Raw genomic sequence first — 13,292 nt, 5'->3', positions numbered from 1 at the left:
GGGCGGTCGCGCTGGTCGGGTCCGGCGACGCCGGGGTGTACGCGATGGCCAGCCCCGCCCTGGAGTACGCCGACGAGCGGATCGACGTGGTCGGCGTGCCCGGGGTGACGGCCGCCCTCGCCGCCGGCGCGCTGCTCGGCGCCCCCCTCGGCCACGACCACGCCTACGTGAGCCTGTCGGACCTGCACACCCCGTGGGCGGTCATCGAGCGGCGGGTGACGGCGGCTGCCGAGGGTGACTTCGTGACGGTGTTCTACAACCCGCGCAGCCGGGCACGTGACTGGCAGCTCGGCAAGGCGCTCGGCATCCTCGCCGCGCGCCGGCCGCCGGACACCCCGGTCGGTGTGGTGCGCAACGCCAGCCGTCCCGGCGAACGGGTGCACCTGGCCACGCTGGCCAGCATCGACCCGGGTGTGGTCGACATGTACAGCGTCGTGGTGGTCGGCAGCAGCGACACCCGAATGGTCGCCGGCCGGATGGTCACACCCCGGGGGTACCGGTGGCGTTCGTGACCATCGGCGCCTGCCAGGGCTGCGGCGCCTGCCTGCTCACCTGCCCCACCCACGCGATCCGGCCAGTCGCCGGCGGCCTGGCGGTCCGCGCCGACCGGTGCACCGGCTGCCTGGAGTGCCTGGAGATCTGCCCGGTCGACGCGATCCGCGTGGCCGACCCCGCTGCCGCGATGGACCGTGGAGGAGCCCGATGAGCCGGCTGGTGCACCCGATCGAGGTGGAGTCGTACCGCATCCTGCGCGAGCGGGTCGACCTGTCACACCTGCCGCCGCTGAGTCGCACCGTGACCGAACGGGTGGTGCACGCCAGCGCCGACCTGGCGTACGTCGACGACCTCGTTTGTGACGAGGCCGCCCTGGAGTCCGGGTTGGCCGCGTTGCGCGCGGGCGTGCCCGTGGTGACGGACGTGGCGATGGTCGCCGCCGGCATCACCCGCTCCGGCCTGGAGCTGGTCTGCCCGGTCGCCGAGCCGGCCGCCGCCGAGTTGGGCCGCTCGGCCGGTATCACCCGCTCGGCCGCGGCCGTGCGGATCGCGCTGGACCGGGTCGGCCCCGGCGCGGTCTGGGTGGTCGGCTGCGCGCCCACCGCGCTGGTCGAACTGCTCACCCTGGACGCCGCCCCGGCGCTCGTCGTCGGCCTGCCGGTCGGCTTCGTGGGCGCCGCCGAGTCCAAGGCGGCGCTGCGGGCCAGCGGCCTGCCCGCCGTGTCCAACGTGGGGGAGAAGGGCGGCTCGGCGGTCGCCGCCGCCGCCCTCAACGCCCTGCTCTACGTCGAGGAGAAGTCATGACCGGGTTGGTCATCGTCGGGCACGGTACGCGCAGCGCGGCCGGGGTCGACCAGTTCGCCGCGCTCGTCGAGCGGGTCCGCCGTCGCGGTGACGTCGCCGACGTCGAGGGCGGCTTCATCGAGCTGTCCCGCCCGCCGCTGACCGACGCGGTCGGCGCTCTGGTCGCCCGGGGTCACCGGGCGCTGGTGGCGTTGCCGCTGGTGCTCACCGCCGCCGGGCACGGCAAGGGCGACATCCCCGCCGCCATGGCACGCGAGCAGCAGCGCCATCCCGGGCTGACCTACCGCTACGGGCGTCCGCTCGGGCCGCACCCGCTGCTGCACGCCGTCCTCGAACAGCGCATCGACGCGGCGCTGGCCAACGCCGACCGGGCCGGCACGGAGCTGGCTGGTGCCGACCGGGCCGGCACGGCGCAGGCTGGTGCCGACCGGGCCGGCACGGCGCTGGCTGGTGCCGACCGGGCCGGCACGTGGGTCGCGTTGATCGGGCGGGGGTCCACCGACCCGGACGCCAACGCCGAGGTCGCCAAGGTGGCCCGACTGCTCTGGGAGGGGCGCGGCTACGCGGGCGTCGAGCCGGGGTTCATCTCCCTGGCGGAGCCGTCGGTGCCGGCGGTGCTGGACCGGCTGCGCCGCCTCGGCGCGCGGCGGATCGTGGTGGCGCCGTACTTCCTGTTCGCCGGGGTGCTGCCCGACCGCATCGCCGCCCAGTCGGCGCAGTTCGCCGCCGCCCACCCCGACCTGGACGTGCGCGTCGCCGAGGTGATCGGCGACTGCGACGCCCTCGCCGACCTGGTGCGGGAACGCTACGCCGAGGCGCTGGGCGGGGACATCCGGATGAACTGCGACACCTGCGCGTACCGGGTGCTGATGCCCGGCTTCGCCGACAAGGTCGGCCGCCCGCAACGTCCGCACGACCACCCCGACGACCCGGTCGGCCACCACCACCACGGACACGACCACCAGCACGACCACGGGCACGGCTCGGTCGCGGTGGTCGGCGGCGGGCCGGGACCGGACGACCTGATCACGGTACGCGCGAAGGCGTTGCTCGACGCGGCGGACGTGGTGGTGGTCGACCGCCTCGCCCCGCAGGGCCTGCTCGCCGGGCTGCGCCCCGACGTGCTGGTCATCGACGCCGCGAAGGTGCCCCGTGGCCCGTCGATGTCCCAGGACGCGATCAACGCGGCCCTGGTGGCACACGCCCGCGCCGGTCGCCGCGTGGTCCGGCTCAAGGGCGGCGACCCGTACGTCTTCGGACGCGGGCACGAGGAGGTCCTGGCGTGCCGGGCGGCCGGTGTGCCGGTGACGGTGGTCCCCGGGGTGAGCAGCGCGATCGCCGCGCCGGCCCTCGCCGGTGTGCCGGTCACCCACCGGGGCGTGGCGCACGACGTCACCGTCGTGTCCGGGCATCTGCCGCCCGGGCACCCCGACTCGCTGGTCGACTGGGCGGCGCTGGCCCGCGCACGGGGCACCGTCGTGCTGCTGATGGCCGTCGACACCATCGCCAAGATCGCGTCAGTGCTGATCGAGCACGGCCGCGCGCCGGAGACTCCGGTGCTGGCCGTGCAGGACGCCGGGCAGCCCGACCAGCGGACCGTGCCGGCCCGGCTGGACGAGATCGGCGCGCTCGCCGCCCGGGAGGGCATCGGGCCGCCCACCGTCTTCGTCCTCGCCCGGTGGTCGCGCTCACGACCACCGGGCCGACGGCCTGACGACTACTCGCTGCGGGCGGTCTCCGGCCCGGTGATGCGTTCGAGCAGCGGCATCGTGGAGGCGATGACGCCGAGGCAGGTGGCCAACCCGACGACGACGATCACGTAGAAGCGTGGCTCCGGCGCGACCAGCGTGTAGTGCATCTGCGCCCGCAGGAACAGATGCGCGGCGAGCAGGCCCATCCCGATGGCGACGGCGGCGACGGCGAGCATCGGCACCGCGCTCTCCAGCGCCACCACCCGACGCAGGACCCGTACCGGAGCGCCGCTGAGGCGCAGCAGGCTGAACGGGCGGCGGCGTTCGGTGAGACCGCCGATCACGCTGACCGCGAGGCTGCACCCGCCGAGCGCGAGGCTGGCGATGATGACGACGTTGGCCAGTTGTTCCCAGCCGCGCAGCGTGTCGGCGAAGTCCGACTCGAAGTCGCCGGGCACGTTCGGCCCGACCCAGAAGGTCGGGAAGGCGGCCTCGAGGACGGTACGTGAGCGTTCGATGGCGGCTGCCGAGCCGTCCGTGTCGACGACGATCGACATCACCGGGAGCTGTTGAAGATCACCGAGTGGGACCGACGCGGCAGGCCAGACCCTGGCGGACGACGCCGACTCCCGGAAGGGGATGAGACCCGTCGCGACCTCGGCGACGGCGGCGCCCTCGGCGCACCGGCCGTACGCGCGCGGGATCTCGGTGCACGCGATCAGGCCGGGCTCGCTGGCGTTCATCCTGTCCGGGTTCTCGCGCACCGCGGTCGCGGACCGCACGCCGCTGATGGAGCGAAGCCCGGTGAAGAGCGTGTCCGGCGCTGCCGGCGCATCCTCGGGAAGGTAGAGAGACACCTGCCCCGCCTCGGTCGAGCCGACCGGCGCCGGACCGCGGTTGGCAATGATCGTGGTGATCACGCCGACGGCGACGCTCGTGACGAAGAGCGCGAGCATGATGCCGCTGATCGCCCGGAAGCCGGCCTTCGGGTTGTCGGCGAGGCGGCGCGCGGCGATGAGCGTGGCGGGGCGGTTGGCGTACCGGGCCAGGACGCGGGCGCCGACCATCGTCAGCCAGGGGCCGGCGAGCACGAGGCCGGCCATGATGAGCAGTAGTCCGGGCAGGAACACGGCGGCCTGGCCGTCGGACGTTTCCGGCTTGAAGCCGATGGCGAACACCAGCACGGCGACGCCGAGCAGGGCCGGGATCAGCCGGTACGGGCGCGGGGCGCGAGGGGTGACCCGCCGGGTGACGCCCAGCGGCGAGATCCGTACGCGGTGTAGCGAGACCTGGGCGGCCACCGCCGCCCCGGCCGGTACGCCGAGCGCCACCAGAAGGACGTCCAGGAGGCCCAGGGACATGTCGCTGGGGAAGAACGGCATGCCGGTGAACGGAATGTCCGCGAGCGGGTCGCGGAAGGCGTAGAACAGGCCGAAGCCGACGGCGGTGCCGGCGACGGCGGCGGCGGTCGCCTCCACGGCGGCGACCGTCGAGATCTGCCGGGGTGTCGCGCCGGCCAGGCGCATTGCGGCGAAGCGTTGCTCGCGGCGGGCCGCGCTGAGCCGGGTGGCAGTGCCGATGAAGATCAGCACCGGAAACAGTAGCCCGCCGGCGATGACGCCCAGGATGAGGTTCACCGTGGTCTCGGGGAGGGCGGGGGTGTCGCCGACGCTGGCGACCTGCTTCGCAGCTGGCAGCTTCGCGACCTGGTCGGGGGCGCCGCCCGCGATGACGAGCAGGGTGTCCGGCGAGGTCAGCGCGGCGGGACCAACGGTGCCGAGGTCACGCCCCGGGTAGCGGTCGCCCAGTTGGTCGGCCGGGTGGGCGGCCAGCAGGTCCCGCAACGCGGGCGAGGCGTAGTACTCGCCGGCCCCCGGCGTGCGCGGGATACCGATCGGGGTCGGCGCGTCCGGACCGGTCGCGGCGACGTCGATCCGGATGATCTGCTTGCCGTGGAAGTAGTCGAACCGGGTGGACCACCACAGCGGGTCGGCGTTGCCGGCCGAGGCCTGGGGATACATCGACGCGTATCGGGTGAGCTGGGCGTTTACCGCGTTGACTCCGGCGAGGGTGGTCAGCAGCAGCCCACTGCCGATCGCGACGGCGGCGGCGATGACGATCAGGCGGGTGAGCGCCTCGCGGCCGCCGGCCACGGCGAGGCGGAGCCCGAAGCGGATCATGAGGCGATCCGGTCCGGCGCGTTCACGCGCCCGTCGCGGACCATGACCTCGCGGTCGGCGTACGCGGCGATCCTGGGCTCGTGGGTCACCAGGATGACCGTGGTGCCCTGCTCGCGGGCGGCGCTGACCAGCAGGTCCATGACCTGTTCGCCGGTGAGTGAGTCGAGTGCTCCGGTCGGCTCGTCGGCGAAGAGCACCTGCGGCTCGGCGACCAGCCCGCGGGCCAGGGCGACGCGTTGCGCCTGCCCGCCGGACAGCTCACCCGAGCGCCGCTGCTCCAGGCCGTCCAGGCCGAGGCGCTCGAACCAGGCGCCCGCCTTCGACAGCGCCCGCGTCCGGCGTACTCCGCTGAGCAGCAGCGGCAGGGCGACGTTCTCCACCGCGGTGAGCTCGGGGACGAGTTGGCCGAACTGGAACACGAAGCCGAAGCGGTCCCGGCGTAGGCTGCTGCGCTCGGTCTCGGCCATGGCGTCGACCCGGGCGCCGTCGAAGAGGATCTCGCCGGAGTCGGGGACGAGGATGCCGGCCAGGCAGTGCAGCAGGGTGGACTTACCCGAGCCGCTGGGGCCCATGACGGCGAGATCTCGCCCGCGTCCACGGCGACGCTCGCGCCGCGCAACGCGGGGGTCTGGCCGAAGGCGAACTCCACGTCGCGTGCCTCGATCACGACGCTCATGGCCGCACCTCCTTCCTCAGGGCGTCCAGTCGGGCGCCGGTCATCTCGATCCACCGGAGGTCCGCCTCCAGGTGGTACAGGCCGTGGTCGGCGAGCAGCGCGTCGACCAGGCTGCCCGCGCGCTTGACCTCGGTGAGCTCGCGCATCCGCCGCAGGTGCGCGCTGCGCTGCGTGTCGAGGTATTCGCCGGCCGGACGGTCCAGCATCAGCGCGAGTACGACCTTCGCGAAGAGCACCGTCTGCAGGTGCGGCTCCGGCTCGACCGGCTGGGTCAGCCACTGCTCGACCTCCGTGGCGCCGACGTCGGTGATGATGTAGCGCTTGCGGTCGGGGCCCGAGCCGGGTGCGACGTCGCTGATCACCACTTTGCCGTCGCGGGCCAGGCGGCTGAGGGTGGAGTAGACCTGGCCGAACGGCAGCGGCTTGCCCCGTCCGAAGAAGGCGTCGTAGTCGCGCTTCAGGTCGTAGCCGTGGCTGGGCTCCCGTTCGAGGAGGCCGAGAAGGGTCAGTGGAACGCTCATGGGACGAGACTACACCGAGGGTATACCTCGCGTATATACCCCCGGTGTGTTCTCGGTGCGCGCGATCAGCCCGTCACGACACCGGCCAGTGCGTAGCCGACCGTGGCCGCCGTGAGCCCGGCCGCGACGCTGCCCAGCACGTTGGCCAGTGCGAGAAACCGGCGACCGCTCCTGGCCAGCCGCAGGGTCTCGTAGCTGAACGTGGAGTAGGTGGTCAGCGCGCCGCAGAACCCGGTGCCGAGCAGCGCGCCGACCGTCGGACCGGCCGGCCACCCGACGAGGGCGCCGAGCAGCAGCGACCCGACCACGTTGACGGTGAACGTGCCCCACGGGAACGCCGAGCCGTGCCGGGACTGCACGGCCCGGTCGGTCAGGTAGCGCAGGGGCGCGCCGACGGCCGCGCCCAGGGCGATGAGCAGTACGGTCATCGCGCTGCCCACCGTCGCACCAGTCCGGTGGTGGCGGCGTCACCCAACCCGACCGCGACGAGCGCCCCGAGCACCGTCGCGGCCAGGTACGCCAACGCGGTGCCCCGAGCGCCCGCGACGAGCGCCTGCTGGACGTCCACCGCGTAGGTGGAGAAGGTGGTGAAACCGCCGAGCACCCCTACCCCGAGGAACGGGCGGGCCAGCGGGTGCCCACCGCCGAGGTGCCCGAGCGCCGCCATCAACACGCCGATCAGCAGGCAACCGGATAGGTTGATGCCGAACGTCGCCCACGGGAAACCGGTCGGCGCGTGCGGGACGACGTGTTGCAGGCCGGCCCGGGCCAGCGCGCCGAGCACCCCGCCGGCCGCGATCGTGGCGAGAACCGTCACGGGACGGACGGTCAGCTCACCCCGGTCGGCGGGGACGCGAAGGTCGACGTCGGGGTCGGTACGCGGGTCCGGCGGCTCTGACACGGGTCCTCAGCGTACTGCGGCGACGGCGGCGTCCGGGCCGCCGCGCCACACCGTACCCACCTCGGTGAACCCCGCCGCGGTGAGCGCGGCGAGGTGCCAGGACGCCGGTCGGTTCCACTCGGGGCTGTGGCCGGTCGGGTAGATCACGTGTCGCTGGGCGACCAGCGGGGCGAGCACCGGGTCGTCGCCGGCCCGCTCCCACCAGTCCGACCAGGACAGCACGGAGCCGGCGGCGTACCGGGCGTCGCGTCGGTCGCGTGCCCGGTCCATGAGTCGCTTGGTCAGCCCCGGCAGGGTGTCGTCGGGCATGTGGTCGGCGTTCACGACGATCCCGCCCGGTCGCAGCACCTCGCGCAGCTCGGCGTAGAGCTGGCTGAGCCGTTCGGCCGGCAGCCAGTGCAGGGCGGTGGCGGTGAGGACCGCGTCGTAGCCGTCGTGGGGGAGCGCGGAGCGCCAGTCGGGAGCGCCCAGGTCGGCGGTGACGATCGTGGCCCGGTCGGCCAACGAGGCGCCGGCGATGGCGAGCAGTGCCGGGTCGAGGTCCAGCAGCGTCACCTCGGCGCCGGGGAAGCGTGCCAGTGTCCGCAGCGAGATGGTGCCGGTGCCACCGGCCAGGTCGAGCAGGCGCGGCGGACGGCCGTCGAGGACCGCGTCGACGGCGTCGAGCATGGCGGTGAAGCGGTGTTCCCGGTCCGGCAGGTACGCCTCCTGCTGGCGGTCCCAGCTCTCCTGCCACGCCGACGGATCCATGATGTAAGGACTCATGACCGTCAGGCTAGTTACTGGAACGGGCCGGGTCCAGACCTTGTTGCACATCTTTTGCAATTGCGCGACGATGGCGGAGCGATGATCAGGGCGGCGCCGGGTCGGGCCTCCCGCCCGACCGGCGCCACCACGCCGACGGCTCAGCGCGACGGCCGGCGTACGGTACCCGCAGCCCCACCGGGACCGTCGCGACAAGGAGCCAGGCGATGCAGGACCGCACCCCTCGTCCGGAAGAGCTGGAGCCGATCGAGCGCGCCGGCGTCGACGAGCTGCGCGCCCTGCAACGGGAGCGGCTGCGCTGGTCGCTGCGGCACGCGTACGACCACGTGCCGCACTACCGTCGCGCGTTCGACGCCGCCGGAGTGCACCCAGACGACTGCCACGACCTCGACGACCTGGCCCGCTTCCCGTTCACCGGCAAGGCGGAGCTGCGCGACAACTATCCGTTCGGCATGTTCGCCGTACCCCGGGAGCAGGTCGCCCGACTGCACGCCTCCTCCGGCACCACCGGCCGACCCACGGTGGTCGGTTACACCCGCGACGACCTGCGGACCTGGGCCCGGCTGATGGCCCGGTCCATCCGCGCCTCCGGCGGCCGCCCCGGTGACCGGGTGCACGTCGCGTACGGCTACGGGCTCTTCACCGGTGGTCTGGGCGCGCACTACGGCGCGGAGGAGCTGGGCTGCACGGTCATCCCGGTCTCCGGGGGCATGACCGAACGCCAGGTGATGCTGATCCGCGACTTCGAACCCGAGGTCATCATGGTCACGCCCAGCTACATGCTCGCCATCGTCGACGAAATGCAGCGCCAGGGCCTCGACCCGCGCGCCACCTCGCTGCGGGTGGGCATCTTCGGCGCGGAGCCGTGGACCGAGGACATGCGCCGGGAGGTGGAACAGCGGCTGGACATCCACGCGGTCGACATCTACGGGCTCTCCGAGGTGATGGGCCCGGGCGTGGCCACCGAGTGCGTGGAGACCAAGGACGGGCTGCACCTCTGGGAGGACCACTTCTACCCGGAGATCATCGACCCGGTCACCGGGGCGGTGCTGCCCGACGGTGAGCAGGGCGAGCTGGTGCTCACCTCGCTGACCAAGGAGGCGATGCCCGTCGTGCGGTACCGCACCCGTGACCTGACCCGGCTGCTGCCCGGCACCGCACGTCCGATGCGCCGGATCGAGAAGATCACCGGCCGGACCGACGACATGATGATCGTCCGCGGGGTGAACGTCTTCCCCACCCAGATCGAGGAGCTGATCCTGCGGACCCCGCAGCTGTCGCCGCACTTCCAGTGCGTCCTCGACCGGCAGGGCCGACTGGACACCCTGACCGTACGGGTGGAGCGACGCGTCGGGGTCGCCGTGGACGCCGCTGAGCGGGCCGGCGCGACCCTGGTCGAGCTGGTGAAGAACACCATCGGGGTGAGCGTCGCGGTGGACGTGCTCGCCCCGGACACGGTGGAGCGTTCGATGGGCAAGATGCGCCGCATCGTCGACCAGCGCCGAGTCAGCTGAACGAGGCCCCCGGTCTCGTCGCCGTCGACACAGGATCGCGCCCATGCGCGTTGGGGGTCTGGCGAGACTGGTCCGATCCGCCCCCAGCGTGGCCGCACCGGCCGGCCGCCCTGGTGCGGCAGGATGACCTGATGCGACAGGTCGTGCTCTTCCACTCCGTGTACGGGCTGCGGCCCGCCGTCCGTGCCGCCGCCGACCGGCTGCGCGCCGCCGGGCACCGGGTCACCACCCCGGACCTGTACGGCGTCCCGGCCACCGACACCGTCGAGGAGGGCTTCGCGCTGCTCGACAAGGTCGGCCACGAGGTGGTGCTCGACCGGGCCCGCGCGGCGCTGGACGAGTTGCCACCACAGACCGTGCTCGCCGGCTTCTCGATGGGCGCCGGCGTCGCCGGGGCGCTGCTCGCCGAGCGCCCCGACGCCGCCGGTCTGCTGTTGCTGCACGGCACCGGAGGCGCACCGGACGCGGTCCGTCCCGGGTTGCCGGTGCACCTGCACCTCGCCGACCCGGACCCGTACGACACACCCGACGAGGTCGACGAGTGGCAGCGGGCCATGACCGACGCGGGGGCCGACCTGACGGTGTTCCGCTACCCCGGCGCGGGGCACCTGTTCACCGACCCGGACCTGGCCGAGTACACCCCGGACGCCGACGCGGCGACCTGGCAGCGGGTGCTGGCCTTCCTCAGCGCCGCCGACCAGGGCGACCGTTGACCGCCAGGGCGTGACACCGAGCCCGCCGAGTCGGCGTCAGACCGTCCCGGTCGCCGGCCTCAGCGGGCGCCGGCGCCGATGCGCGGGGGCGTGGCGGTGCCGTGCACCCGCTTGGCGTGCGCGGCGAAGAGCCGAGGCCCGATGATCGGCATGAGCAGACGGGCCGGCAGTGGGGCGTGCGCGAGCACCGCCTTGATCACCTCAGGGTCGCCCTCGTACATGACCAGGCCGAAGGCGAGCGGCAGCTGCTTCTTCGGGGTCTTGCCCATCCCGTGCTCGCCGAGTTCGTTCCACTCGGCGGCGGTGACGTAGCGCTCGGCCAGGGGCAGGATCTCGGCCTCCTCCATCGCCATGTGCTCGATCAACGCGGCACGGAGGTGTTCAAGGGCGTCCGCCAGTTGGTCACCACCGCGCCCGGTACGACGCCAGTCGGGGAGCAGGGCGACCACCGCCGCGTGGGCCTCCTCGATGGCGTGGTGCTGCACCTCCATGGTGGGGACGATGGCCGCGGCCTCCTCGCCGCCACGCTCGATCAGTCGAGGCCACAGCAGCAGGTCCTCACCCTCGTGGTGCAGGTGCAGGGTGTCGCAGAGCATGTCGGCGTGGGCGCCGACGATCTCCGCGCGCTTGGCGTCGCCCGGTGCGACGTCACGGACGAGCTGCGGGAGGAGACTGAACTCGCGACGGAACACCGTGTGCGCCATGTACATGTCGCGGACGTCGGCCATGGCTTCGACGTGGTTCTTGTTCACGTGGACCTTTCGAAGGACATCAAACGGCACAGATACGTTGATCATGCTCCGCCGCGCTTGGAACCGGCTTGGAGTCCACCAACAGGGAGTCAGCCGGCCAACGCCGCGGTGGCCTCGGCCAGCCAGTGCGGCGACTCCCACCGGCGGGCCACTCCGGCCGCCAGCGTGAAGTGCCGCGTCGCCTCCTCGGTGCGGCCCAGGAGCCGGAAAAGCTCCCCGAGCGTCAGCGCGACCGGCCGCACCACGGCCGCGGTGGTGGAGAAACCGGCCAGTTGGTCACGGACCGGGAGCAGCGCGTCGATCACGGGCTGGGCCAGGTCCCGTCGACCCAGTGCCACGATGACCATCGCCCGCACGGTGAGCAGCGCCGACTCGAAGTAGTCGGGGCGGTAGGTGTGCCGCCCGATCGGCATGGCCCGCGCCTCGTCCACCCGTCCGCTCTCGATCAGGGCCAGCGCCAGCAGGTCGTCCACGATCGGCCCCAACAACCCGCGTACCCGCCGGGTCGGCTCCAGGTGCTCGCCGAAGCGCCGCTGGCTCATCAGCAGGGTCGCGACGGAGAAGTAGTGGAAGGCCTCGGCGTGCAGCGAACCCTGTCGTCGCATCTGCACGGCGACCTCGTCGTAGTGCCGTCGCGCGGCGACGAAGTCGCCGGCGACGTGCGCGAGAGCGCCCAGTGCGCACAGGTGGATCACCTGCGCCTCCTTCAGCTGGTACGTCTCGGCCAGCCGCCCCTGCCGGGCGACGCCGCCGCGCAGCTCGTCCGGCTCGTTGAGCGCGGCGGCGCAGTGGCCGAGCACCTGCTCGGCGACCGAGCGGTAGATCACCAGCCCGTGCTCGTCGGCGAGGTCGCGCAGCTCCAGCGCCAACTCCCGACGGTGCGGCGCCTCCCGCTCGTAGCTCATGGTGCGGACCCGCGCGGCCAGCCCGAGGGCGCGCAGCTCGGGGTCGCCCAGCCGGCGCGAGATCGCCAGTGCCTCCCGTCCGGCCGCCACACCTCGCGGATCGGATTCGCCGTCCAGTTCGGTGGCCAGCGCGTCGAGCAGCCGGCAGCGGTCGACCGGGTCCAGGTCGTCGGCCCGCAGCAGCCGGGTGAGCAGCTCGACGACCCGGTCGTCCACGACGCCGTACTCGTGCGTCAGCCACGGCGTGGGGACGGACCACGCGGTGAACGTCGCGACCAGCAGGTCGTCCCGACCCGACGCGACGGCGACGTCGATCGTCCGGGCGCGGGTCCGCTGGGCTGCGGCCACCGCACCGGCCCGAGCCTGGGCGCGCAACAGCCGACCGAGCAGATCGACCCGCAGCGCGTCGCGGTCCCCGGCGACCGTCTCGGCGGCGTCGACGGCGTTGCTGAGCAACTCGATCGCGGCGTCGTACGCGTACCGCCGCTCGGCCAGTTCGGCGGCCCGGACGGCGTAGTCGACGGCGAGTGGCGCGGTGTCGGCCGACGCGGCACGCGCGTAGTGGTGGGCCAGGGCCGGGTAGTCGTCGGGCGTCAGCCGGCGGGTGGCGGCGGCGATCCGCGCGTGCAGACGGGTGCGGCGCAGCTGTGGCAGGTCGGTGTAGATGGTGTCGCAGACCAGGCCGTGCACGAACCGCACCCGCCCCGGCGCCGGTTCGGTGAGCAGCCCGGCGGTCAGCCCGGCTTCCAGCGCCTGCAGGACGGTGCCCTCGTCGGTGCCGGCGGCGTCGACAAGTGTGCGCACGTCGGCCTCCCGCCCGACGGCCGCGGTGAGACGCAGCACCGAGACCGCCGCCGACGGCAGGCGGGACAGACGGCGGCGCAGCACGTCGCGTACCCCCTCCGGGACGTCGGAGGTGGCGACGAGCGTGCCCTCGGAGGCGAGCAGCCGGGCCGACTCCCGGACATAGAACGGGTTGCCGCCGGTCCGCTCGGCCAGCGCGGCGACCGTGTCCGGGTCGACGGTGGTCCGGGCCAGGGCACCGAGCAGCCGTTCGACCTCGGACGTCGTCAGACCGCCCAGCTGGATCCGGTGGGGTGACCGGCGGGCCAGGACGGCCATCGTGTCGGCGAGCCGCTCGGGGTTGTCGGCGGGCCGCAACGCCGCGACGAACAGAACCGTGCCAGCGGTCATCTCGGTGACACTGTTCAACAGGAGCAGCGTCTCGGCGTCCGCGGCGTGCAGGTCGTCGAGGACGACGGCGACCGGACTGCGGGCCGCGGCGGCGCTCAACCAGGCGGCGACGGCGCGGTGCAGCCGGAACCGGCCGGCGGTGACGTCGCCGCCCGGCTCGCCATCGCCTCCGCCGAGCAGC

General features: G+C 73.4%; 12 protein-coding genes and 2 pseudogenes. 6 read left to right on the top strand and 8 right to left on the bottom strand.

The genetic code is table 11. The features are described 5' to 3' along the window. The 4 genes and pseudogenes from JNW91_RS24040 to cobA all read left to right on the top strand — a co-directional run. Positions 1-512, top strand: a 512-nt coding sequence (locus JNW91_RS24040; protein WP_203177693.1) for a precorrin-3B C(17)-methyltransferase, incomplete at its 5' end; no start/stop codon positions are given. Continuing rightward, positions 500-706 (top strand): DUF362 domain-containing protein, encoded by a 207-nt coding sequence (locus tag JNW91_RS24035; RefSeq protein ID WP_203177692.1) that lies wholly within the window; start codon positions 500-502, stop codon positions 704-706. The genes JNW91_RS24040 and JNW91_RS24035, both read left to right, overlap by 13 nt. Then, on the top strand, positions 703-1,299 hold the full coding sequence (locus JNW91_RS24030) for a precorrin-8X methylmutase (RefSeq protein WP_203177691.1): 597 nt from the start codon (positions 703-705) through the stop codon (positions 1,297-1,299). The genes JNW91_RS24035 and JNW91_RS24030 overlap by 4 nt, the downstream gene beginning before the upstream one ends. Further along, a pseudogene (cobA, locus tag JNW91_RS24025) lies at positions 1,296-2,972 on the top strand (uroporphyrinogen-III C-methyltransferase); the annotation flags it as partial. The gene JNW91_RS24030 and the pseudogene cobA, both read left to right, overlap by 4 nt. 44 nt (positions 2,973-3,016) lie before the next feature. Here cobA and JNW91_RS24020 read toward each other — a convergent pair. From JNW91_RS24020 to JNW91_RS23995, 6 genes and pseudogenes are all read right to left on the bottom strand, one after another. Next, a complete protein-coding gene (locus JNW91_RS24020) occupies positions 3,017-5,170 on the bottom strand; it encodes an FtsX-like permease family protein (RefSeq protein WP_203177689.1) in 2,154 nt (717 codons plus the stop codon). Beyond that, positions 5,167-5,846: pseudogene (locus JNW91_RS24015) on the bottom strand (ABC transporter ATP-binding protein). The gene JNW91_RS24020 and the pseudogene JNW91_RS24015 overlap by 4 nt, the downstream one beginning before the upstream one ends. Continuing rightward, positions 5,843-6,367, bottom strand: coding sequence for a PadR family transcriptional regulator (locus tag JNW91_RS24010; RefSeq protein ID WP_203177688.1), 525 nt, complete (start codon positions 6,365-6,367; stop codon positions 5,843-5,845). Before JNW91_RS24010 ends, JNW91_RS24015 begins: the two are co-directional and overlap by 4 nt. A gap of 65 nt (positions 6,368-6,432) precedes the next feature. Then, positions 6,433-6,795, bottom strand: a complete 363-nt coding sequence (gene crcB / locus JNW91_RS24005) for a fluoride efflux transporter CrcB (protein ID WP_203177687.1) — start codon at positions 6,793-6,795, stop codon at positions 6,433-6,435. Continuing rightward, entirely contained in the window at positions 6,792-7,268 is a 477-nt protein-coding gene (locus JNW91_RS24000; protein WP_203177686.1) for a fluoride efflux transporter FluC, read from the bottom strand. The genes crcB and JNW91_RS24000 overlap by 4 nt, the downstream gene beginning before the upstream one ends. Before the next feature lie 6 nt (positions 7,269-7,274). Further along, positions 7,275-8,033 (bottom strand): class I SAM-dependent methyltransferase, encoded by a 759-nt coding sequence (locus JNW91_RS23995; protein WP_203177685.1) that lies wholly within the window; start codon positions 8,031-8,033, stop codon positions 7,275-7,277. 206 nt (positions 8,034-8,239) lie between these two features. Between JNW91_RS23995 and paaK the strand changes: the two genes are divergently transcribed. Both paaK and JNW91_RS23985 read left to right on the top strand, forming a co-directional pair. Further along, a complete protein-coding gene (gene paaK, locus JNW91_RS23990) occupies positions 8,240-9,547 on the top strand; it encodes a phenylacetate--CoA ligase PaaK (protein ID WP_203177684.1) in 1,308 nt (435 codons plus the stop codon). A gap of 131 nt (positions 9,548-9,678) precedes the next feature. After that, positions 9,679-10,260: a dienelactone hydrolase family protein gene (locus tag JNW91_RS23985; protein ID WP_203177683.1), complete on the top strand. Its 582-nt coding sequence runs from the start codon at positions 9,679-9,681 to the stop codon at positions 10,258-10,260. Positions 10,261-10,319: 59 nt separating this feature from the next. Here JNW91_RS23985 and JNW91_RS23980 read toward each other — a convergent pair whose 3' ends face one another. Then, positions 10,320-11,012 carry a hemerythrin domain-containing protein gene (locus tag JNW91_RS23980; RefSeq protein ID WP_203177682.1) on the bottom strand — a complete coding sequence of 231 codons (693 nt, stop codon included), beginning with the start codon at positions 11,010-11,012 and terminating at the stop codon, positions 10,320-10,322. An 89-nt stretch (positions 11,013-11,101) separates the two neighbouring features. Continuing rightward, positions 11,102-13,292: ATP-binding protein (locus JNW91_RS23975; protein WP_407664379.1), on the bottom strand; the 2,191-nt coding region annotated here is incomplete at its 5' end.

It is taken from the genome of Micromonospora parastrephiae (genome assembly GCF_016802865.1).
Taxonomy (GTDB): domain Bacteria; phylum Actinomycetota; class Actinomycetes; order Mycobacteriales; family Micromonosporaceae; genus Micromonospora; species Micromonospora parastrephiae.
The sequence above is the reverse complement of the archived record's forward strand: the minus strand, read 5'-3'. Positions and strand labels throughout refer to the sequence as shown.